The following is a 23,046-nucleotide window of genomic DNA, read 5'->3' on the forward strand; positions in this document are numbered from 1 at the left end:
AAAAGGCTTAAGTTAACCAAGCTCAATACGTTGCAAAACTTAAGCCAATTAGGTGAGAATCTATATCTATTCCGTGAACTCCACAAAGTTATGGTGCATCTTGTATTTTAGATATTGCTTTAATGGTTCTTTGTCCCTTTCAAATATTCGCATTTCAATAGCATCAAACGGCCTTCCCTCTTGATGGATTGTTACGTCTATCACAATAATTGCAATAATATGTTGACCATTTTTGATCCCTTTTTGAATGTATTTTTCGAGTACATTGATCAACTCTGAGGAAGACGGATTATCATTTTCTAAATAAACCCCAATTGGTTTAATATTATTAGTTTCATCAATACTTGTGTCGAAAGGATAAAACTCACCGCTATTCAACAAAAATAGTTGAACTTGCTCTTTTATACTTTTTATCAATCTGTCGAAGTTTATTTCCATTACTCTTTGTTGTTGAAAACCCTACCCTGCTAGTAGCGGCAGCCTGCAATGTCTCCACATAGGATCAGGTCATTATCATCTTTTGAGATACTTGATGCATTTTCGTTGTCTGGATCGAAGCTTATATAAAACAAATCTCCTTTTTTTAGAAGCTTATAATCTTCAACATTGTAAAAGGTGTAATCTGAATTGTGATAGAAAGAATATTCTTTTATATCTGTAAAGGTCAATTTCAAATGTCCACCAATTACTTTAGACATTATAAAATCAATGTCAATAGTAAGAGTGAAGTTTTGGAGATGTATGTTAAGTCCTATAATTTGAGAGCTTACAATACTTATATCTGTTTTTAGCAACTCAAACAGAGCGTTATTTTTTTCAACTTGGTTCATAATTCAATTGTTATTCCGCTGATTTTGTTTATACTTATCTTTTTCTAACTCATTAGGTTTTGGAGGTCTACCAGGTTGCCTCTCTGTTGCATTTGGATTGTTGGGATTTGGACTAGGCTTATGATCATGAACATGATCATCTTGCTCATTTTTTGGAGCATTAGGGCCATGTCCTTTATTATACTCTTTTTGTACTTGTCCATTAGGACCATACACTTTTGTTGTAGTGTTCGGCTTATTAGTCTGCGTAGTATTCGGCCCCGCAACGTCCGGCAAACGGTTCTTTCTTCTATTGCCCACATTGTCCTCACTAGCTGAATTTTGCAGGATTGGCAGTTTTTTAGGAAGAGCCACAGGCTCACTATTTGGAGCATTATGAACAACACTTGTATTATCCTGAGCAACAGAATTTCTATACTTATTGATGTGATTCATTGTGATAGCCGTTGCTCCAAGCGCTAAGCCTGTAGCTGCAACGACCTCAGTTGTTGTTAACGCTTCATATCCCCCGACTGCCAATTCTATTACGCAGGGCCAACAATTACCATCAGGATCTATTCTACTTATGGGATTATTTCCAGTATACGCGTATGGAGAAGCATTTATTTGCAGTGAATGCTCTGCTTGTGCATCAACAGCTGCAAACCTCCCAATGGACGGATCATAGAACCTCGCCCCGTAATCATACAATCCTAAGTTATTCTCCTCCTGTAACTCTTTTCCATTATAAAGATATTTATTTTTGCTTCCACTTACATAATTCATAGCTGAAATTTCCATTCCGAACGGATAGTAAGCGGTTTCCTGTAAAATCTCTGCAGTTCCATCATTCGGGTCAGTTGCAGAAGCTTGTATGGTCACACGGGCATTCCCTAAATAGTCTTTCAAATCATATTCGTAAGTATAGATACCGTCAACATTTCTTCTGGCCCTGCCTTCTTCTGTTTGTATAAACAGCTGTTGATAAGTTGAATTATTAACTCTTTCATATACTATTCCATCCACGTAAAAAGTTTCAACTTTTGATGCACCGTTTGTATACGTCTTTTTTAACTTACTACCGGCCCTATCGTATTCGTAACCCAATGTATGGCTGGTATTGCTGCTGAACGTGATGAGATTTATCGTATTTATCGGGCTATAGGTAATGTTACTGATTCCTTTATCCTTGTTTATTTTTAAATTGCCATTGGTGTCATACGTTATTTCACCAGCGGTTGAATTTATATCATTCCATCCCCAATCTTTACGATCTGAAGTACTCACATCGCTTATGCTGCTTACCCGGTTACCGGTATAAGAGTAGTTCAAATCATCAATCTGTTTTGCTAATCCATCTGCATAAGCCCATCGTTTCAAATTAGTAATATTTCCCATCTTATCGTAACTTACCGTTTCCTTGTAGCGATTATCGGGAGTACTTGAGTTGGTGTAGGAAATGGCTGATAGGAACCGGTTTAGCTTATCATATTCGTAATCATAAGCAAGCATTGGCACCGTAAAATTTGGTGGCGAAGCACATTTCCAGATTATTCGGGAGATATTTCCATTGTACTGCGGGATTGTACCATTAGTGTACCTGATCTCCATGCCAAATTTGTCAATATCACTGGTTGCATCATCTTCATTTTTTGCGCTTGGGGTAGTAGTGAGGGCCTGGTCATTAATAGAAGTAAGCCATCCCCTTATATTGTAGCGGTAATCAACACTCTGTAAATACTTACTTTGCCCTGGCCTTAAATGAAGCTTTTTATCAACCAGTTGGCCCAGTTCGTTGTAAGTTAAGCTAGACAGTACGATCTCCTCCTGCGAATTTATTTTTTGTTTGGTTGTAGTTGTTCGTCCTCTATGATCATAGTCCTTACTGATAATGATCGTAACGGGAATTATACCTGTTGAAGTTGATTCCAAATGCTCGCGAACACTTTTCTTTAGCTGATCAGTAAAGCTGTAGATATTATTTATAATATCCTTACTGCCCGTTGCGGAAACAATAGTATTTTTTTGTTCCTGCACCAATCTTCCTTCATCATCATAATAGTTCACAGTCCAGTATTCAGAAGAATTATTAACAGATCGCACCACTGTTGCTGTTAAAAGGCCTTGTGTTTCTGAGCTTTTTCCTTCGGGACGTTCTGCAAAAGTTTTATATTGATAATTGTGAGTAGCTGTACCTGGCAATTTTGGAATGTTATAATCGTCATAATAATTGACGTAGTAAAAATCATTCACATCAAAGTTCGCCGGCCAAGCCAAGTTATCGTAAGCAATACCTGTGTCAACCCGATTTTCCCATTGTGGCAAACTGTAAACTAAGTCCTGCAATTGCTGGCGTGTTAATGGTGTAGGAGTTAGGTCGTTCGTCCAGCCAGTATAAATTATCCTTCCTAAAGCATCGTATTTAGTAAAATTCCACCGCTTAGTCGAAACGGCATTTCCATCCTGAATACCCACAATCTTATCCTGTTTGTTGTATACGATCAATTGCGGCGCATTACCCGGCAGTTTCTTTTCAACCAGCCTGTTCCGCTCATCGTAGCGGTACTGGAAAGCAAAGTTATTCAATGTAGTTGTTGAGGGCAGGCCGGCATCAGGATTAGCCTCGGGAGGAAGTACAAAACACAAGTTTCCGAAATCATCATACACATAGTATGTTGATAACATTTCTATAGCATTATCTTTCTTATTAAATGCACGTTTTAGCACAACCTGGCTTTCTTTGTTTTTGTATTCTTCTGTTGTCCCGGCTCTTCCGTCGGCAGCAACCCAATTTTCGTCTTTCGTTACCGTTACAAAAAGCTCGTTGCCACTGTAAAGAACTCCTGTACTTAATGCTAATGTTCGTTTTCCGTCTGTTGCAATTAGAATACTATACTTTGTCACCGCCCGTGTATTGACAAGATCGGAGAGCGCAACAGTATTATTGGTGGTGTATTCATACTTAAGGGTATGCCCTTTCCCGGTCACGGTACTAGTGCTCAACTGCCAGAAGTTTCCGGCAGCGCCCTGTTCCAGAACTCTGTTTAACGGTGATTTTTCAAATAAAGTTCCGGCAAAAGCGGTATTGGCTGTGCTAGAAACTACAAATGGAGCATTCCAGGTTGTACCTCCCGGGGCGATATAGAATGATTGCTGCTCAGTTATGGCATCGGGTCGATATGAGCCGGCACTTAACGAGGTAGTTGCAACGTAAGGCAGATACTTTTTTACCTCTCTGCCATAGGCATCATAGGCAATTGGAACAATAATATCTCTGCCATTAGGAGAAGCCTGTTTCTGCAAGGCTTGAAGAGGACGACCCAAACCATCAAGATATTGAATATCCGTTTGAACGTCTTCTTTTGAGGCAGAGGATAATAGAGCTTCATCCTGTATCGGCACGTTTGGTGTTCGAATCTGGATATAATTATCCTGCGTAATCTGTGCCTTTCCCACCGAGCTGCTCAAAGTAGAAAACATGAATAACAGCAGCAGCTTATATCTACATGCTACCTTAAATAGAGAATGTATATTTTTCATGATTATTTTTCTTAAGATTAACCTTCGTGCTATTGGGAAACACTCGTGGTGATTACCTCATATTGTTTTTCTGCTTCCAGTGTGAGCGGAGTTCCGGAAGGGTACACTTGGTTAGTTGCGCTGCTAACGGTATTATTATAAATTACCACGCCATCTTTCTTGACCGTAAGGTTCGCTTTAGGGGCAGTGGCAGGCTCCCAAGGGTCAATAAATACTTCTTTAAAACGCACCTGGTCACCCACATTGGCATCTAAATAGGTATTATTATCCCAGAACTCTTGTATAACATCTCCTCCGTTCACTTCTATGAAAAGGTTATTGTCAAGATAAGGGGATGCGGATTGACTCACCGAGTAATTAATCCGTACTGCCTTGTTCTTGGTTGTGCTAATAACCTGGTAGGTTTTGCCCTCTTCTATAGTAAAAGTGTAATACTGCTGGGACTGAGTGTCGAAAGAAACATTTTTAACAGGATCCCCGTTTATTAAAACGGTGAATGTTGCATCGGCACCCGTAGCAGGCCATGGATAAGCTTGTGAATAGAAGTCTTGCCGGATTGTTACTTGATCTCCCGCATGTGCCCCTTTAAACACTCCTGTACCAGCGTTAAATTCATTCTCAACGTCCACACCGTTCACGTTAAATGTTAAGTTGTTGTCTACAAAAAAGGGATATTGTCCCTCTGTTAATGTCCAACTTATATCTATAACAGGAGACTCCTTCAAGTAACTATATCTATAGTTTTTGATGATGAATTTCTGTTGGTCTCTTATATTTTTTAATCGCTGAAACTCATCGTACTCATAAAATGTAGTTTTATTCCTTGCATCCGTGGAGCTGGTCATGCCTGTTAAAGGTTTATAAGTAAAGGTTGTCACTTGAGCATTTTTAGGATATATTCTTATATCATCAATGTAACCACTAGTAGCCGTTATGTTTACGGAACTTTGCCCCGTAACAAGATGTTCATAGAATGTCCAGCCGTCAGTCGCGGAACCTTGCGTTGGGTTGCCTATTGTTCCGATTACAGTATAAGGCGAGGCGCTTCTTGTCCAATAGGAAACCTTATAAGTGCTTTCGTTTGTTAAGCCACTTTTAGAAATAATATTACTGGCACTACTAAAGTTGAAGCTTTTGCTTCCTGTTCTGCTAAATGCCGTGCTTATTCCCGCATTGCTGTAACTTAAATTACCCATTTCAGATGACTCGAAACTACTATATCCCATTTCTCCTAAAAGTCCATTCTGTATCTCGACAGTAGGAAACTGACTGGAATATCCCCACATGTAACTTTTCTTTATTCCATCATTAATAATATCCTCTGGATTATTAGAAGCATTATAAGTAAAAGAAATTCTTTCCTTATATTTAGGGTCCGCAGCAAAGGAAGCGGGAGAATTCCAATTGGGCAACTGACCTGCGAGACTATTCGAAAATTTAAAATTGGATAGTGTAATCGGAGATGTTGTTTCCAGAAAATGGACAGACTCAACTAATCCTTTTCCATTCGTAGTATAATAATTAAGTACACCTGAAAGAATATTATAGTTGCTGCCATCACTTAAAACAACCACATTTTCAATAGGGACATCCAGTATTTTATTGGTAAGAAGGTTGTCAATAAAGATTGTACCCGAAGCATAATCCGAAGGATAGGTTGAATAAGATGTCTTAACCTTTCCGTCACTTCCTGTAGATGTTTCTTTAGTTAACTGAAGATGGGAAGCATTATTATATTCATAATTTATAGTTGTTATAACAGGGTTGACCCCGTTTTGATCAAACTCGGTGGTCTCTACTGCCGATGGATAAACCCAACTGGACAGCATGTCATAGTTAGCGATACTTAACCATATATAATTAGGTAAGGAATAAAAATTGCAAACCGATTGGTAACCTCCATCCGCCTGTAATACATAGTAAGTAGTCCTCGATCGTAATCGGGGATCATCTGTGTACACTGTCTTTATTTTTTTACGATAGCTGATCACCCCATTTGTATATGAGAAGGTATTTTTTTCCAATTCTAAATGACTATTGATTCCGAAGTTTGACATGGAGGCTCCAGGTATTGGATTTCCCTGCATTACTGCTCCGTTGGAATCAAATACATTTAAGAAAATATGTTCTACTCCTCCATTGTCAAAGTTCTCTCCCGAACTTTCAAATACCTGATCATAATATATATGATTGCCGGTAAGATCATTCAATCCATAACTGTTGGAAGATGACATCTTATCATATATTTTAGTCATAAACTCGCACCAAGTAGAACCTCGGAGGTAAGTGGCATAGGAGCTCTTGTAAAGCGGGTGTTGACTAAACACCTTACCTGATGACTGGTTAGTAGAAAGATTTCCGTAATAAAATTTTTTTACATTCTCTTTCTGGGTAAGAGGATCAAAAGAAATAATTCTCTTTATTCTCAATCCCGCAATGTCCTTATTACCGGTGAAAGGATAACTATTTTTAACAGTAAAGGAAACTAATCCACTGGCATCTCCACCGACAGTCAATCGAATTTGATAATTTCCTTCCGGGAGAACAAAAGATATCACATTAGAATTATCAACTGCTGCAGATAATGATGCAACACAACTTGAGGTAGCTGTATTCATAATACATGCTGTAACTGAATACTCGCCGTTAGGATACGAGGGACTTCCATCAGAAGCGCGACTTAAAGGCAAACAGCTAATGTTAGCCTGAACTGTTTGATCACAGGTAACAACAAATGGATCTGAATAATAAGTGGTTGAATGTTTGAAGGTTGATTCACCCGATATTGATGGAGATAATGTTTCAGTCGGAATATCACAGTCTTTATCTTGATTAACATAAATTGTGTTCGCCTCATACTCAATACTATCTTGTCCACCCGTCGGATAAACGATTTTTCTGAGTAATCCTCGTTTAGCAAAATTCCAGTCAGGACGTCTGTCCCCATATTTAAAGGCCGGTGCTGCATGAATATACTGCTGTGCTGGAGTAGGTATAAGGCTTGAGTTAGATTTTCCGTTAAAGTATCCGTAATGATCCTGTGCATAGGATACTCTTGGTGGCAGCTTGTCCAAATCATTATAAAAGAACCTGTAGTTCTTTTCTCCTATCTGGAGACTGTTTAGGAATAGGCGTTTTTGTACATTGTACAATGGATTTAAATTAGTATACGAATTACTAAAACCATTATAAGTACTGTAGCTATAGCCGAAAGAGATAGTTTTCAGAGGTGCAGAATTATCTTTTTCATACAGCTCAATATTATTCAATAAATAGTCTCCCGATAAATCCTGTCGGGGAAGGTAATTCATCTTCAAATTTCCCCGGTCGGGTGCGTTAGAAGTAATTCCGATCAGGTATACCCCGTTATTTTTAATCTGGGTTATATACTCGTTCTGTTTAGGTGTTTCAGCATTTGGAAGCGGGGTTTGGTAATTCGCATCTGCGCTTCTAAAGAAAGTATAAATTTGACTTACTGCTCCAAGATAATTAAATTCGCAAAAACCATACGACAACGTAATTACATCACCAAAGGGATGGGTAATTGATTTTAAATACCATGCATTCGTAATACCATCCCGGTAATGAGGGTTCGCAGAATTTATAGAGGTAGAAGATTCTTTAACATTAAAAAGAAATTTTACGCCATCTGCTGTAGTGATGGTAAATCCTCCTGATATTGTTCCGACTATATCCAGATCATTTTGCTCTAACTTTTTAATTACTCCATTCACAACGATAAATCGACCGGAATAATTCAAAAAATTATAGCTAAAAATATCGGGTTGGGTATCGTAATCAGCTGCAACCACAGACTGTATATAAGAATCCAAAGCCTGCCCCGTAGTATTGGGCCAATCGCTGGGAGGATTCGCAAAAGAACCTCCATCAGGATTACCCAACACAGTTCTTGTTATCGCACCACCGGCATTTAAACTCCAGCTCTGCCCTACTCGTGTGCTTATTTGATCGACTTTAAAACCTGTGGTACTATAATTAATACTTATTGGAAGCTTTAAATTCTTAGTCGAGTAGGTGTACAAATCTATACTGGAGCTTAACGCTCCGGTACTTATATTCGATCCTACTGCAGCATACCGACCCAATTCCCCTGCAGATGGAGAGGGCGGCAGTATGTTAACCAATTCCTTAGTTTCGTCTGTAGTCTGCTGACTGTAGGAAAAAAAAGACTGAATTACGAAGAGGAACAAAAGTAAATATTTCACCATAAAATATGTTTTTTAATAAATGTATTTTTAGAAAGGCAAAAAGTTTTGAGAATATTAGGATAATCTTCGGAACAATGTTAATTCACTGCACTGCAGCTAAACTGCAGTTTAAATATTATTAAGTAAAAAAAGCGTTACAATTAGATGACGACAAACAAGTGATTTAGAACAAATACTAAACTTTGAGCATCAAATTGGCAGGATTTTTTAGCAATGGCACAGCTCACAAAGAAGGAAATCATTATCAGTTGCAGCAGAACATTTTGAAATGGCAGGGATGTAAATCTTCTAATACTGAAGTAGAAACATGAATGGTTTGAGGCCTTTAGAAGCTACCTTTCCAAATGATTCTTAAGCACAGTTGCTGGATCCTTGCTAAAGCTACCAGCTGTTCTCATTCCTACGGTTCCTTTGCTGGATATATCGTTTCAGGCATGTTTTCACTCCGGAGAGATGCCTACGGCTTTTTTTAAATATCGCGTTCCCATTATAATTATTGAGCGGGGATTGTAACAAAAAAGCAGACAAAAGATTAAGCTTTGGTCCTTTATTAAGGAACAAATTTTCATTCTATTTGCTTCTTAAGTTCAGCTTTACTGGGTAATACCGATTTATATTCTTTAGCAAATATCTGCTCGTTTTTTTCAGGCAGGGTAAATTCAACAACTGTTCTGTTTTCTTCTTTACAAAGAATGATACCAATAGTCGGACGCTCTTCAGGCAGTTTTATTTTTCGGTCGTAGTAATTTACATACATCTGCATCTGGCCGATGTCCTGATGTGTTAATTTGCCGATCTTCAGATCAAACAGTACAAAGCATCGTAGTAATCTATTGTAAAACACCAAGTCGACAAAAAAACTGTCTCCTTCAAAAGTGAATCTTCGTTGCCTTCCCTCGAATAAAAAGCCTTTTCCAAGCTCTAACATAAAGTGTTCTAATTTATCGATAATAGCTTTTTCCAGGTCATTCTCGGAGTACCGACTGTCTTCCTTTAAATCCAGAAATTCTAAAACATAATGACTTTTTAATACATCCGTGGGCTTCTCTATTATTTGTCCCTTTGCAGCTAATTGCTTTACCTCATTTTTGTTTTTACTTGAGGATATTCTTTCATAAAGAGCACTGTTAAACTGCCTCGTTAATTCTCTCATACTCCAATTGTTCTGAGAGGCTTCAATCTCATAAAAGTTCCTTTCATCCTCGTTATTAATCTTTAGTAATTGTATGTAGTGGGTCCAGCTTAATGTAAAGGGGAAACTATTTTGTTCTCCTGGTTCAGATAACCGCATCGCTGATGCGGATTTTGGGGCAGGTTGCTCATCTGTAGATTTCCGCATCAGTGATGCGGAAAAGCGATCCTGATAGGTTATATAAAATTTCCTAAATCGTTCAAGGTTATCTATAGAATATCCTTTTCCAAATTCTTTTGTTAGATCTCGGCTTAAGTTCTGGAGTGTTTCCTTAGCATATTCCGCCCGCTCTTTACCCTGCTGCTGATCTTCTACAATCATTCTTCCTATTTCAAAGTAAGTCATCAGCATTGCCGAGTTTATATTTCTCACAATGCTTTTCCTGGAATTTTCTATCAGCGATCTAATGCTCTGAAATAAATCCGTGCCTGAGATTTCTTTTTCTTTTTTCATTTCCTGCAATTTAAAACTATCCTTTTTTAATAACCACGTGCTTCAGCCCCGGATCATTCAATACCCGCTCCATTTCCGATTGAATAATATCCTGCACCTCCTGTTTGATCTGCAAGTAATTCCGTTGAACTATAGCCTGATCCAACTTACGAATTACCGGAATTTCTTTATAGGAATCCTGCCCTTTCTTTAAGGCTCCATGATCGTTCTGTATCTCGCAATGAAAGGCTTTCAGTTCAATTTTACAACCTGGATCATCAGCAATCATTCCTACAAACTCACCGGAACTTAAAGCAGAAATTTTTGAAGCAGGAACAGCAGATTCCAACTGCCTGGAACGGCTGATGGAAGTATCAGAACTATTAATAGAAAGGCTTTCCTTGTCCTGCATGATCTTTCCAAAACGCTCGGAAAGCTGTTTCGCTGTATCGCCGGTGACCTGCCCGCTAATAATATTACCGGTAATATTCATTATCACCTCGGCCTGCTCTTTGCCGTAATCTTTCCGAAGCTGGCTGAAATCCTGAACCCCTAAACAGGTCGCCACCTTGTTACTCCTGGCGGTAGCAATCAGGCTGTCCATATTATTTAAATAAATAGTTGGAAACTCATCAAATATTAAACTGCTTTTTAATCGGTCTTTCTTGTTTACCAATTTAATCAGCCGGGTTACATAGAGCGATAGAACAGCCCCATATATTTGTATTTTTTGAGGACTATTACCCATACAGATAATCTTAGGTTCTTCCGGATTATTGATGTCTAAAGTAAAATCATTACCCGAAAGCAGGTAGTATAATTGCGGCGAAGAAAGCCTGGCCATAGCTACTTTAGCCGCTGCGATCTGGCCCTCCAGCTGTTCCATGACATCATTCATGTAGGCATTAACAAAGGGGTTAATCAGCACCTCTATTTCTTTTTCTGTTCGTAAAACAGTGAAAAGAGAATCATAATCCACCTGCATTAATTCGATAACGTGGGGGAGTGTACAAAACTCACCGTCCCGGTATTTCCGCAAATACCAGATAATAGCCGATAAAAAATTGATAGGTGATTCTACAAAGAAATCGCCTTGCCGCTTGATCCATTCTCTGTTTAAACCCATTAAAATAGTACGTGCAGACTCAGCAGCATCGGTAATATCCGACATGCTTTGGTGATCGAGCGGATTGCAGCGATGACTGCGGGTTAAATCATCAAAATTGATAATAAAGAATTGGGGCGGTACGGCGTATTTGCCCTTATATCTTAACCAGGTATTGTATGCTATTTTAGATAAGTCATCAAACTTAAAATCGTAAACGAACATAGTAAAGCCTTTCTTAATATGCTGGGTAATTACATGCCGGATAACAAAGTAGGATTTGCCAGCTCCCGGAGATCCCAATACCAGTAAGCCACGAAAAGGATTGATAACATTGATCCAGCTTTTTCTGATCTTATTTTTCAATTGGTACTGTGCAGGAAGGTTGATAGAATATTCATTTTCAAGAAGGCGCTCTTCCTGAGGGAAAGTCTCGTTTTCCTTATTGAAAATATCCTTGTTATTAAGCTTGGTTTTAATAATCCGAGACAGTAAGGTCCCTCCGCTAAGCATCAATAAAAAGCCGGTAGAAGTTAATCCCATATAGAGTGAAGCCGCCTCCGTTATTTTTATCTCTAGCAGCAAGCACAGATAGCTGAAGAAGTAAATCAACAGTCCTGTAATGATGCAGGCAAGTGCCGTTCGATGGTTCAACTTCTCATCTTTTCTGCCTTTGGCTCCCATGAGGGAAATAATCAGAAAACCCAAGGAAATCAGCTTCGATTTATTAAAAGTACTGAACAATCCTGTGTTTCTGATATTGCCAAGCAAACGATCTGTGAAACTGCTGCTGAACTGCCATTCATGGAATGCCGAATAGCAGTAATAATAAAAATGAACTACTAAGATGGTGATGCTGATCAGCCTGGTCATATCCAGAATTTTCCTCAGCGCCTGTTCGTTTTCTCCTGTGTGCATAGCCATAGCCTAAAAACTTTAAGGATTGTTAGAAATTTGTTTCCTTTTTTTCTTTCTGTTCTTCTTTTTTAAATGATATGGAAGATACTCCGGCACGTGCTCCGGCTGCATCAGTATATCCATCACTTTACCGATGTCTGGAAAGTGAGCCGCAGATTCAGAACGCAGTTTGGAGTCAGGTAACTGCATCTGCATTTTTGCATCCTGCGACTCCGGCAATACCTGCTGAAAGGCTGTTGTTTTTTGATTAGCTCCAGCTTTTGGGTTACAGCGTTCCTGAACGGTTTTGGCACTGTAGGCTTTGCCCAATGCACTGCCGTTGAACACACATTTGGTTTGATGGTCAACGTAGGTAATCCCGTATATCAAACCGCTCTCGTTTTGGCGCAGCATTGTGTGGATACCCTGCTTTTCCAAAACCTTTACCAATTCCTGAAGGGATAACTTTTTCGATAGCAAAGCCATATCAACCGCGTTCTTTACCCTTGCCTTAAAGGGAAGACGTTTCAGTTCATTTCCCGGGAATTTTTCCTCCAGGAATTTCAAGGTGGGCCTGCTGTAAAAATTACTGGCCTTGATCGGTACACCAATTGGATTTCCCTGTTCATCAAGAACCCGGTAGACCAGCCCTCTATTAATATATACCCTGGAATTTTCGCTTCCTCGTTCGGCTGCTATATTATACTGTTTCAGCACTGCATTCAGTTCGGGCAGACTAGTATATTTGTAGGCATCAAGTACGGCCTCCAACACATTTGTAATGGCCCGCTTTGTTTCTGTCCGGCCATACTGCACTTTTCTTACATCAACCGGCTTCAGTTCAAAATTCTGTTTTCTTTTCCGCTCGTCCGCTATTACCAGCCCAAATGATTTTTCAATTTCTTTTCGGGCCGCTTCCGATTGGTTACGCCCGATATTCTGGGTGTCAATCCTGCTGCCGTCTTCTCTTACTTTTATTGAAACCAGGTGGATGTGAGGGTGTCCTGCATCATAATGCTGATATACGAGATAGGGCTGTTGCCCGAAGCCTATTTTCTGCATATAGGTTTCGGCAATTTCCATCAGCCGTTCCTTTGAAAGGTTGCTGTCTGAAGAGTCAAAATTCAGCGAAATATGTACGCTGTTCCGGGTTACGTTTTGGTTTAGTTCGGCCTGATTCAGCAGACGGTTCAGCTTCATGTGAAGGCTCATTTTATCTGTATCAATGGGATAGTTTCCTGCTCCGATACACTCCGCTGCTCCTTCTTTTACCTTGTTCTCATTATAGTTAAAAATGCGGTGGATGGAGTGTCCTGTTTTGATTACTGCAACCATATTTCGGCGATTTTTTGAATGTGTTTTTTGACCGCATCCACTTTGTTAAAAAGAATTTTTTTCTCCAATTCGTGAGTGATTAACCATGTCCGGAACTCGGCAATCTGGTTAAGGGTGTGCAGTTTTTTTACAGCCTGGTTGAAGTTGTTTCCGATACTGTTCAGCTCATTTCTAAGCCTTATTACCTCTGTCATAAAGTCATCTAATGATTGGTTGCGGTAGGTAGTAACAATAGGCTTTTCGAAGATGCTCCGGCGTACATAATCACTCAGCTTACGACAGGTGCTTGACTTGAATTTTTTCTCAATCTGCTCGTACTCTCTCAAGGTAAGCCGCAATCCGATGATCCGGCTTCTGTTTGTTTTTTTCTCTTTCATCACGATATCATTTACACGTTTTCAAACTATTTATCCTTTAAGTTTCACCGCCCACGACTTCGGAGTGAAATGGCGGCCGGATTCGGTTGTTTAACAACCGGACATCTGGCCGATTGCTGAAAAGAGGCAATCTTCCCAGCCTTTTTAATGTTTTTATGACTTTACAGGGTTAAAAAAAATCTATTTTCAAGCGTTCTTAATCCTTGATCTTTTAACAAATACAAAATATTGGCTGCTCTTCATTTTGCTGGGATTTTTAACCGGGAGGTTTATTAGAAGACCCTCCAAAATTCATCATCCAGTCATTGAAATCTTTACAGTGCTTATAAAGGCCACTTTCATCATTGTATTTTTCACTTAGAGATTCTGCATAACGACTGCAATTTTGTCCGGCAGTATCGTGGTCTAAATAGAGTCGGATCGTTTGGTGTTTCTCCATAAATGGCCGGGCTTTCTCAAAGAAAGAAAGGGAGTTTAAAACCACGAAATCGCTTCGGTTTAGAGGCTTGTTCCTGTGAATACTTCTGAATGAATGGAAGTCAATAAAGCCCTCGAAAACGATCACTTCATCTGCGCCATTTCTGAGCGTGGTTATATCTTTGGGAGAACTGCTGCATTTGTAATAGGGATTACGGATTTCATAACCGCCGGAATCATTTTTAAATCCAATGCCGTAGTAAGTTTTGTCATTGAGTTCATAACGGACTTCACGGCAATAACGGTCAGCTATAGCAACTGGTATTCGTCGCAGCTCCAGGTAACGCAGTAAAGCATAAGATACGAGGGTAAAATTACCTATTATCTTTATCCTGCTTTCCGGTTCGGCTTCTGTTTTGGATAAATCGATAATCGGCTTTCGAATGAAAAGTTTACCGCTCAGTTTTTCGAGCAGTTCGCCGATAGTGCATCCATGATACAGGATAGCAAAATCTATCAGGTTACCGCCTTTACCCCAGCCGTGATCGTACCACCGATTTAGTTTCCGGTTGATCTTGAAGGATGGCATTTTTTCATCCCGTAAAGGAGACAAATACCAATAATCGTTATTCCTGATTTTTGAAGGCTCGTGGCCTAATGCAGACAGGTAATTCACCATGTCCATTTCTCGGACTTCACTGATAGGAAGTCGCTTGTTTCTGATATCCATAACCGCACATTTTCAATTTCACATTCAGATTATGAATACGAAGTTAAACAAGCAGAACGGGTACAGCCTATCCTCCCCATATTTTGATGAGGATGGTTTAAAGACGGCTTTCTACTTTTGTTTTGAAGTTTAATAATTTAAAACGTCTAGATTATGCTAACAACAAATGATGTGGCCAAAGTGTATGATACGATATTAAGTATCCCCGGCATGAATGAAACGGTGAAGATTGATATGAAAATCTCACGCAAAAACGTACTCCTTTTAAGCAGTGTGATTCAACGAGGCTTAACGGTAAAAGAAGGAGACAAATCTTCTAACCTTGTTGATATTGTTCCTAAAGAAACATTGCAGGAGCTGACCGAACTTGCAGGCGAATGTTTACATAAAGCGGGGCTGACAGAGCTGAGCGAAAAGCTAACTTTATTAAGCAAGGACAAATAGATTCTGCGTTTTAAGGAATTACCCATCCATCTTCCTGTCGGATATCCTGAATCCGATGCTCCAGTAACCATTGTCGGAAGGAATCAGGATCATTTGGAGTAAAATGAATGATTCTTCCGTCATTCAGCATAATTGTAAAGAACTCATGAACGGCTATGAACTTCTAGAGTTGTTCGATAGAATATTCAAATTCGGGATAGCAAATATCGGGTGTCATCAGAGCAAGCTTTTAATTATCCAAATAACCTGCAAAAAAGGCGCAGGCAACAGCTTACTAAACAGAGGTCTTAGGAAACCCAACAGCAATAAGTGCGCCCACGCCGTAGCATGGACGTTCTTCACTTATGTCCTGCTGTTGAGAAAGTTCCTAAGTTTCCGTTCAGGACTTAAAGCAAAAACGCTTCAAGAATATTTTTTAACAAAGATACTATTTTCTTAAATCCTTTAATGTAAGGGTAATGTTATGTCCTTGAAGAAAATTTAATGTCGATGGAACAACCTGTGTCGAAATACCTTAAGGCTTTAATCCAAAAGAAACATTGCTTATTCTACTGTGATTGGGGCTTCTTTTGTAATTAAGTTAGCATTGTAACGAAAGAACTTTTCCACGGAATTCTTTCTCTTGACTTTCGACAAGCAAGATTATCAAAGATTTTAAAAGATAATTATCTACGAGTAACCCCTCTGTTTGCATCCGCAATTGGTCAAGCCTATAATTTCAATATTCCGGTTTCTTTTCATACTGCCAGCCATTGTCATAGAGGGAAAAGTAAGCTTTATGGACTTCCTGTTTATTTAAATCTCGTTCTATTAGATCAGCAAAGGGTGTGATGTTTTTATAAGCGGTGGTATAATTAGCTACTGCACTTTTTCCATCATCCATCATCTTTATACCTGTCACTTCCTGCAATTCTTCCTCGGCCAGTTTTACCTTTTGTACATCTATTGATTTGTCTTTTTCAGGAGTCTTCAATAGATATTGTTCAGCTTTGCCTGAAAACTGAATGAGAGGTTTATTTACATCACGTAACTTTTGAGTTCGCTGCACTACCACTAAACCTTTTTCTTCCAGCCCTGCATCAAGCACTTTTTCAGCAAATTTCGGATCACTGCAGTAAATGTCATAGTCCACCACTTTTGGATATTCCATAGTTCGACTGATTAATCTTAATGCTTCTTCTCTGCTTAATTCTTCATTGTTTGAGCAGGCAACTAATATGACAGCGATTGAAGATAAAATGGCGGTAAGCTTTTTCATAGTAATCGATTTTAGTAGTAGATATTCAAATTTACAACTATCTGTTTTTATACAAACTGTATGAATAAAAAAAGGGACTATATAAGTCCCTCGTCGGCAAATGAGTAATATCCTTCTGCTGAAATAATCACATGATCCAATACTGCAATATCAAGCAAATTACCGCCGTTAATAATCTTTCTGGTTAACTGAATGTCCGCATCACTTGGCTTCAAATTTCCTGAAGGATGGTTATGAGATAAAATGATGGAACTTGCACAGGCTTTTAGCGCAGCGCTGAATATTACTTTTGGATCTGCTATGGTTCCGGCCATTCCGCCTGTTGAAATTTCATATACACCCAGCACTTTATTGCCCCGGTTCAGCAGCAGGATCTTAAACTGTTCTACAAACTCTATTTTACTTTCATCCCAGCATGCGGCTAAAAGTTGATAAACTTCTTTGGAACCGGATACTTTAGGACGCTCTGAAGCTTTGACTTTAGTTTTATAAACCAGTTCAACTTCTGCAACCCTGTACATGCCTGAAATACTCATTACATTTTCCATAATTCAATGATTTAAAAGTTTAAAAATTAATTATGGATGCTATGCAGGCATAGGGCAATAAAGCCCAAGAGGCAAACGAATAAATGAGGGCCTTTGAGGGCAGGGAGCGTGTTTATGCGGGAAGCTCTTGGACGCTCAGCAGCCCTGTGCCTAACTTTGTGAAATGATTAATGCTTAAATTCTATATTATCTTTAAAAAAATGGTAATTGTAAGGCTGTGTACAACGAGCCGAAAGCTATTAAAGCTCTCGCCACTAAACCAATCATGCCCTCTATTCCTCTTGTAATAAGAGCTTGTTCATAGGAATGGAATAGTTCTATTCCTGTTATAGACCTTCTGTTAAACCTGCGTCTGTTAATAATATACTTTAAACCGAATCCGATGATTAATAAAACGACTCCTATTGTCACGGCTAATACTGGTTAAGGGTTAAATAGTAAATCAACTGCTTGAGTAAATTTTTTATTTGTGTGCTGCCGGTTGGTTGTATAAACCGTGAGGCAATGTACCATGTACATAGCCAGGTAACCGTTAAACAACTGCTCGGCGAAGAGCAACGATCTGTTGTTTAATTTATTCGCGTATTTATTGATTTTGCTGTCAACCTCTGTCAACAGGGAAAGCCAAAAGTCAAACCCGAACAAACCGTTCTCCCATCGTTCCCGATGTTGCTGTTCCTGCTCTTTCACGGTTATGCTCATGTTACAAACAAAGGCAAGTAAAGAGGGTATTTCCTCGGGGAATAGGTCGTGCAGCAGTTTTGCTTTTTCTATATTGGTTAAATTATTAAGCGGTTTCATGATAGATATCTTCAGGTAAAAGAATAGGGATGAGCGAAATAATAATCGCTCATCCGAAAAGTTAATTCAGCACTAAGGCAGAAGCACCGTGAATAGCGAATTCTTCACAGAGATTGAATGCAGATTGTGTTCGCATCTGCGCTATACCTCCAAGTAAGATTGATTTCAATTTGGCTTCATCATCCCTGTACTTCCTCACATTCTGAAAGTATCCGGTAACGGAATTGTAGGCTCCAAATAAAGTACCTTCCGTAGTTTCCAATAGCTGCGAGGGATTACTCATCGCATATTCGAAAGCATCACTACACATATTTTTGAAACAGGTTGAAAGTTCATCTTCCTTGCCCTGTTTCAGGTTCTGTAATACTTCCTTGCTCGGTACTAATGCTAGTTGAATAAGCTTCTTTACTTCTTTGTCAGTAATATGAATCTTAGCCCATTCGTTGAAGATGCTTTCAAGATTACCGGAAATCGAATTGGAAATACCCATTACTTTATGAGCCTGCTCTAATCGTTCCTTTGCTCTGGTTGTATGACGAATTTTGACGCTGTTAGCACGATTGTTTAATGCGGCATGAAGTGTATTGGCACAAACGATTCTAACAGGGGTAAAAGCAGCGATTATACTTCCGCTGCCATCGTGAGAAGTAGTCAGAAAAAGGTACTTTTCTATCAGGTCGTCTTTGCCAACCCGAATATAATCCGGAAGTTTCGCTGTAATAAAAATACGTTCTCCTTTACCTAATGCGCCAGCAGTTTCATAGAGAATTCCGCTGCCGGAAACGATGCTGTCGAAAAAAGAAAAAGCATCCCGGTTCTGAACGATTTCATAATCTTTTCCAACAACTCCTAATACAGAATTATTATCCGTTCTCACAGTTGCATAATAATCCGGAACATTGAGGGCGCTTTCAGTTGATTCAATTCCAGTTTCACTTATCTGCAAATCATTTCCTTTGGTAAATAAAGGTGATTTCACGACTTCGTAATCCAGTCCGGCATATTCTATCGCTTCGGCACTTGTTGGGTAATCGGATACAATTTGTCCTAATCCATGCCATGCGTTTTCCTTTACACTGAAGAAGCTGTGTTTGCCGGTTTGGCCGTTGAAATTTATATTGTGTGGCATTGTATTTAAATTAAGTGGTGATTAAAATGAGTTGATTAGAAAGGCAAGTCATCTGCCTCGGTTGAGTTTATTGCATCTGCTGAGTAATTAGTAGAGGGTTCGTCTTTATTTTCTGCTCTTTCTTTCGCAAAAGCAAGTAATTTCAAATCATTGACATGAAAAGTGAGGGAGCCGGCTGCCGCGCCCTGTGAGTTGACACATAGCATTCAAGCCCACAAGTCCATACAATTGCACTAATGTTCTCTTTTTAAGCCATTTGGCCGCTTTTACGTTTAGCCAGTACGAGCAGTTGATATACGTCGTGATCTGCCTGATTTCATCACTATCTTTCGGTCTGTAGCTGTCGTTTATGGCGATACTGAAATGAACCACCTGTCTTTCATCTTTTAATGTGTTAACTTGTGCATTTGCGGTTAATCTTCCTGTGATTTCCATAGTTGAACTTTTTAAGTGAATACTGATTTTGTTATCTCTATTCCCTTTTAGTCCGTCTGCCCCTCAAAAAAGCTGTTTTTCAAAAGAAAAAACGAAAAAAAAGAAAGCTCATAAAGTGTGTTCGCAGAAAGCCAAAAGGAAACGGAATAAGTCCCGCAGGGTGGATAAGGTGGAGGAACGAAGCCTTATCCATTATGCCGTAGTCTTTTGGCTGTATCTAATCAGCTAAAAGCACTACGGACACAAACTTCGCTGCCCTTTTTATCCGTTTCGATTGAAAAACAGTTATTAAGTCTATTCTTATTAACTCTTATAAAACCTATGCAACTGAAAGATTCCGTTAGGGATAGTAATGGAAGCCCATAATGAAATGAGGACTTAGAATGGATAGCCCGGCCCGAGGGAACAGAAAAACTAGAATCTAATATCCAATCTCTTGCAATGGCAGCAATTTCCTTAATTTGCATAAATGAATTGGAAGCGGATTTTTAATAAGAAACCGAAAGAAACACCGCAATTAACTTTTAAGGAACGTCTAAGTGCATTAAAAAACCTGCCCGAATTTTTCAAGCTGGTCTGGCAAACCAGTAAATGGATGACAATCACAAATGTTGTTCTTCGCATTGTAAGATCTGCGCTGCCTTTGGCAATGTTGTACGTTGGAAAGCTGATTATTGATCAGGTGGTGCAGCTAAATCAGAATCATGAAGGTTATTCAACCCAACATTTGTGGCAGCTGGTTGCTCTTGAATTTGGTCTGGCTGTGTTATCAGATGCTTTAAGTCGTGGAATTACTCTGATGGATAGCCTGCTTGGCGACCTGTTTTCTAATCACACCTCTATTAAGATCATGGCTCATGCGGCTACCCTGGATTTAGATCAGTTTGAGGACTCGGTGTTTTATGATAAACTTGAACGTGCCCGGCAGCAAACGGTTGGACGTACGGTATTGCTATCTCAAGTAATGACGCAGGTTCAGGAACTGATTACGATGGGCTTTCTTGCAGTAGGTTTAGCAGCATTTAATCTTTGGCTCATCGTGCTGCTGTTAATTGCAATTATTCCTGCCTTTCTTGGTGAATCCTATTTTAACAATCAAAATTATGCTCTTACCCGCCGACAGACTCCTGAACGCAGAGAATTGGACTATTTTCGCTATTTGGGAGCAAGTGATGAAACAGCCAAAGAAGTAAAAATATTTGACCTGTCTGGTTTCATCATTGATCGCTTCCGGAACTTATCTACTAAATTCTATCAGGATAACCGGCATTTAGCCATTCAAAGGTCTTCATGGGGAACTCTATTTACCGTACTTGGCAGTGCTGGATATTACGCCGCCTATGTGTTCATTATTGTTAGAGCTATTAATGGACTTATTTCTATTGGTGATCTGACTTTTCTTGCAGGTTCCTTCCGCCAGTTAAGAAGTCTGCTGGAAGGAATTTTAACGCGGTTTACTTCAGTGTCGCAAGGAGCAATTTACCTTCGTGATTTTTTTGACTTTTTTGAGATCAAACCCAAAATTAAGGATTCAACTCACCCCAAGCCTTTTCCTAATCCTATCAAACAAGGCTTTACATTTGAAGATGTAGGTTTTAAATATGTCAACTCCGACAGATGGGCGAATCGCCATTTAAATTTCACCCTTAATCCTGGAGAAAAGCTTGCCTTGGTAGGTGAAAACGGTGCCGGCAAAACTACACTGGTAAAACTACTGGCTCGATTGTATGATCCAACTGAAGGCCGAATTTTATTAGATGGTGTGGATTTAAAAGAGTATGATTTGAATGAACTTAGGATGCAGGTCGGTATTATTTTCCAGGATTATCTGCGATATCAAATGACCATTGCACAAAATATTGCTGTCGGAAATATCAAAGAAAAGGAGAATGATGATCTTATTATTCGTTCGGCCAGGCAAAGTCTCGCTGATGTTTTAGTTGAAAAACTGCCGGGAAAATACCAGCAGATGCTTGGCAAACGGTTTTATCAGGGTATAGAGCTTTCGGGTGGAGAATGGCAGAAAGTAGCGCTTGCAAGAGCATATATGAAGGACGCACAATTACTCATTCTTGATGAACCGACATCCGCATTAGATGCCAGGGCTGAATATGAAGTATTCCAGCGTTTTGCAGATTTAACAAAAGGTAAATCAGCAGTCCTTATCTCACACCGTTTTTCTACGGTTCGTATGGCCGATCGTATTTTGGTGTTGGAAAAAGGCCGGTTGATCGAAATCGGAAGCCATGAGGAATTACTCGCACAGAAAGGACGTTATGCTGAATTGTTTGATTTGCAAGCAATGGGATATCGCTAGGAACTGATTCAATGATCGAAAACACGTTAACTCTGCAAATTATGATTTAAGAAAACAGTCGTTTGTTTGTAAGCCAGTCGGCTATTATGGCTTCCTTTCATTTAACAGTTCGATTAACATGACTCGTGAGACTGTCGCTCATAGCTTCCCTTTACCTCAAATTCCTGCTCCTTCTCAACTATGATTTGAACTAACAAGTACGATCTATGATTTCTTCCGATTACTATTTTTATAGTATTTGTAAAAGATTATAAAAACTTTACCTACTAAGTAGACGCGATACTAAAAATAGTCTAAAATAGCCGTTTGAATTAGCATGCTAAATTAATGGCATTGTTTCGTGAACCATCATACAAAACTATTCAAGTCATGCCCATCCTCATTTTTTATTCCAACCATTGCAAGCAGTATCAAAAACATAACTTAAGAAATAAAGTATTTCTTTATAACTTTTAATAAATAACTTTCTTATGGATATATCAGAATTAATCTCAGTGCTTTCCGGTATAGTCCCCCTGTCCAGTACTTTAATAGAACGAATAAAAAGTATTCTAAAAGAGGAGCTTTTCCCTAAAAAGCATGTGTTGTTAAGAGAGGGACAAACCGAAAAACGTATCTACTTCATTAAGGAGGGATTTGCACGAGCATACTACTTCAAAGACGGAAAGGAATACACCTCTTGGTTCTTGGGTAAAAACGATATCATGATTTCTGTTTACAGCTTTTATTCACGCAAGCCAGCCATAGAAACAATAGAACTGTTAGATGATTCTATTTTACAATCTATAAGCTATGAGGATCTTCAAACTATCTATCAAGACTTTATTGAATTTAATATCGTTGGAAGAATTCTAACAGAAAAGTACTACGTAAGCTCTGAAGAAAGGGCAATTAATCTAAGAGCATTGTCAGCTGTAGAAAGATATCATGAACTATTGAAAAACTATCCCGAAGTAGTGCAAAAGGCGGAATTAAAGCAAATTGCCTCTCATCTCGGAATAACCCCTGAAACACTAAGCCGAATAAGAGCAAAGCGATATTAAAGTAACAG

Annotated in this window: 17 protein-coding genes; 3 read left to right on the plus strand and 14 right to left on the minus strand. The window is 39.1% G+C overall.

Annotation, left to right across the window (positions count from 1 at the left end):
* Positions 1–66 precede the first annotated feature (66 nt).
* The 9 genes from ACLCDL_RS04205 to ACLCDL_RS04245 form a co-directional block, all read right to left on the minus strand.
* Positions 67–438, minus strand: coding sequence for a hypothetical protein (locus ACLCDL_RS04205; RefSeq protein ID WP_423147023.1), 372 nt, complete (start codon positions 436–438; stop codon positions 67–69).
* 29 nt (positions 439–467) lie between these two features.
* Positions 468–830 carry a hypothetical protein gene (locus tag ACLCDL_RS04210; protein WP_423147024.1) on the minus strand — a complete coding sequence of 121 codons (363 nt, stop codon included), beginning with the start codon at positions 828–830 and terminating at the stop codon, positions 468–470.
* Positions 831–833: 3 nt separating this feature from the next.
* Positions 834–4,349, minus strand: coding sequence for a DUF6443 domain-containing protein (locus ACLCDL_RS04215; protein ID WP_423147025.1), 3,516 nt, complete (start codon positions 4,347–4,349; stop codon positions 834–836).
* Between the two features lie 29 nt (positions 4,350–4,378).
* Entirely contained in the window at positions 4,379–8,578 is a 4,200-nt protein-coding gene (locus ACLCDL_RS04220) for a hypothetical protein (RefSeq protein ID WP_423147026.1), read from the minus strand.
* A 565-nt stretch (positions 8,579–9,143) separates the two neighbouring features.
* Complete coding sequence (locus ACLCDL_RS04225) at positions 9,144–10,223, minus strand: PDDEXK nuclease domain-containing protein (RefSeq protein ID WP_423147027.1); 1,080 nt, start codon at positions 10,221–10,223, stop codon at positions 9,144–9,146.
* Between the two features lie 16 nt (positions 10,224–10,239).
* Complete coding sequence (gene mobC / locus ACLCDL_RS04230; protein WP_423147341.1) at positions 10,240–12,225, minus strand: conjugal transfer protein MobC; 1,986 nt, start codon at positions 12,223–12,225, stop codon at positions 10,240–10,242.
* Positions 12,226–12,243: 18 nt separating this feature from the next.
* Positions 12,244–13,539: a relaxase/mobilization nuclease domain-containing protein gene (locus tag ACLCDL_RS04235; protein ID WP_423147028.1), complete on the minus strand. Its 1,296-nt coding sequence runs from the start codon at positions 13,537–13,539 to the stop codon at positions 12,244–12,246.
* Positions 13,527–13,916, minus strand: coding sequence for a plasmid mobilization protein (locus ACLCDL_RS04240; RefSeq protein WP_423147029.1), 390 nt, complete (start codon positions 13,914–13,916; stop codon positions 13,527–13,529). The genes ACLCDL_RS04235 and ACLCDL_RS04240 overlap by 13 nt, the downstream gene beginning before the upstream one ends.
* Positions 13,917–14,172: 256 nt before the next feature.
* Positions 14,173–15,063: a toprim domain-containing protein gene (locus tag ACLCDL_RS04245; protein ID WP_423147030.1), complete on the minus strand. Its 891-nt coding sequence runs from the start codon at positions 15,061–15,063 to the stop codon at positions 14,173–14,175.
* Between the two features lie 153 nt (positions 15,064–15,216).
* On the opposite strand from ACLCDL_RS04245, the gene ACLCDL_RS04250 reads away from it, so the two are divergent.
* A complete protein-coding gene (locus tag ACLCDL_RS04250; protein WP_423147031.1) occupies positions 15,217–15,507 on the plus strand; it encodes a hypothetical protein in 291 nt (96 codons plus the stop codon).
* Between the two features lie 718 nt (positions 15,508–16,225).
* Here the strand turns inward: ACLCDL_RS04250 and ACLCDL_RS04255 are convergent.
* The 5 genes from ACLCDL_RS04255 to ACLCDL_RS04275 form a co-directional block, all read right to left on the minus strand.
* Positions 16,226–16,765, minus strand: a complete 540-nt coding sequence (locus ACLCDL_RS04255; protein ID WP_423147032.1) for a hypothetical protein — start codon at positions 16,763–16,765, stop codon at positions 16,226–16,228.
* A gap of 77 nt (positions 16,766–16,842) precedes the next feature.
* On the minus strand, positions 16,843–17,313 hold the full coding sequence (locus ACLCDL_RS04260) for a JAB domain-containing protein (protein WP_423147033.1): 471 nt from the start codon (positions 17,311–17,313) through the stop codon (positions 16,843–16,845).
* Positions 17,314–17,736: 423 nt separating this feature from the next.
* The gene (locus tag ACLCDL_RS04265) at positions 17,737–18,114 is read right to left on the minus strand and encodes a hypothetical protein (protein WP_423147034.1); all 378 of its coding nucleotides are present in this window, start codon (positions 18,112–18,114) and stop codon (positions 17,737–17,739) included.
* Between the two features lie 61 nt (positions 18,115–18,175).
* Complete coding sequence (locus ACLCDL_RS04270; RefSeq protein WP_423147035.1) at positions 18,176–19,243, minus strand: DUF932 domain-containing protein; 1,068 nt, start codon at positions 19,241–19,243, stop codon at positions 18,176–18,178.
* Positions 19,244–19,390: 147 nt separating this feature from the next.
* Positions 19,391–19,678, minus strand: coding sequence for a single-stranded DNA-binding protein (locus tag ACLCDL_RS04275; RefSeq protein WP_423147036.1), 288 nt, complete (start codon positions 19,676–19,678; stop codon positions 19,391–19,393).
* 469 nt (positions 19,679–20,147) lie between these two features.
* Here ACLCDL_RS04275 and ACLCDL_RS04280 point away from each other — a divergent pair, with 469 nt between their 5' ends.
* Together ACLCDL_RS04280 and ACLCDL_RS04285 are read left to right on the plus strand one after the other, a co-directional pair.
* Positions 20,148–21,995, plus strand: a complete 1,848-nt coding sequence (locus ACLCDL_RS04280) for an ABC transporter ATP-binding protein (RefSeq protein WP_423147037.1) — start codon at positions 20,148–20,150, stop codon at positions 21,993–21,995.
* A 470-nt stretch (positions 21,996–22,465) separates the two neighbouring features.
* Positions 22,466–23,038, plus strand: coding sequence for a Crp/Fnr family transcriptional regulator (locus tag ACLCDL_RS04285; RefSeq protein ID WP_423147038.1), 573 nt, complete (start codon positions 22,466–22,468; stop codon positions 23,036–23,038).
* Positions 23,039–23,046 lie beyond the last annotated feature (8 nt).

The organism is Rubrilithobacter danxiaensis (assembly GCF_047272945.1).
Classification (GTDB): domain Bacteria; phylum Bacteroidota; class Bacteroidia; order Sphingobacteriales; family Sphingobacteriaceae; genus Rubrolithibacter; species Rubrolithibacter danxiaensis.

Bases quoted from the DNA above. Each gene is read 5' to 3' on its own strand.
- ACLCDL_RS04220 (WP_423147026.1), bottom strand. From the start codon at position 8,578: ATGGTGAAATATTTACTTTTGTTCCTCTTCGTAATTCAGTCTTTTTTT.
- ACLCDL_RS04205 (WP_423147023.1), bottom strand. From the start codon at position 438: ATGGAAATAAACTTCGACAGATTGATAAAAAGTATAAAAGAGCAAGTT.
- ACLCDL_RS04260 (WP_423147033.1), bottom strand. From the start codon at position 17,313: ATGGAAAATGTAATGAGTATTTCAGGCATGTACAGGGTTGCAGAAGTT.
- ACLCDL_RS04245 (WP_423147030.1), bottom strand. From the start codon at position 15,063: ATGGATATCAGAAACAAGCGACTTCCTATCAGTGAAGTCCGAGAAATG.
- ACLCDL_RS04240 (WP_423147029.1), bottom strand. From the start codon at position 13,916: ATGAAAGAGAAAAAAACAAACAGAAGCCGGATCATCGGATTGCGGCTT.
- mobC (WP_423147341.1), bottom strand. From the start codon at position 12,225: ATGCACACAGGAGAAAACGAACAGGCGCTGAGGAAAATTCTGGATATG.
- ACLCDL_RS04275 (WP_423147036.1), bottom strand. From the start codon at position 19,678: ATGGAAATCACAGGAAGATTAACCGCAAATGCACAAGTTAACACATTA.
- ACLCDL_RS04210 (WP_423147024.1), bottom strand. From the start codon at position 830: ATGAACCAAGTTGAAAAAAATAACGCTCTGTTTGAGTTGCTAAAAACA.
- ACLCDL_RS04255 (WP_423147032.1), bottom strand. From the start codon at position 16,765: ATGAAAAAGCTTACCGCCATTTTATCTTCAATCGCTGTCATATTAGTT.
- ACLCDL_RS04250 (WP_423147031.1), top strand. From the start codon at position 15,217: ATGCTAACAACAAATGATGTGGCCAAAGTGTATGATACGATATTAAGT.
- ACLCDL_RS04280 (WP_423147037.1), top strand. From the start codon at position 20,148: ATGAATTGGAAGCGGATTTTTAATAAGAAACCGAAAGAAACACCGCAA.
- ACLCDL_RS04285 (WP_423147038.1), top strand. From the start codon at position 22,466: ATGGATATATCAGAATTAATCTCAGTGCTTTCCGGTATAGTCCCCCTG.
- ACLCDL_RS04215 (WP_423147025.1), bottom strand. From the start codon at position 4,349: ATGAAAAATATACATTCTCTATTTAAGGTAGCATGTAGATATAAGCTG.
- ACLCDL_RS04225 (WP_423147027.1), bottom strand. From the start codon at position 10,223: ATGAAAAAAGAAAAAGAAATCTCAGGCACGGATTTATTTCAGAGCATT.
- ACLCDL_RS04265 (WP_423147034.1), bottom strand. From the start codon at position 18,114: ATGAAACCGCTTAATAATTTAACCAATATAGAAAAAGCAAAACTGCTG.
- ACLCDL_RS04270 (WP_423147035.1), bottom strand. From the start codon at position 19,243: ATGCCACACAATATAAATTTCAACGGCCAAACCGGCAAACACAGCTTC.
- ACLCDL_RS04235 (WP_423147028.1), bottom strand. From the start codon at position 13,539: ATGGTTGCAGTAATCAAAACAGGACACTCCATCCACCGCATTTTTAAC.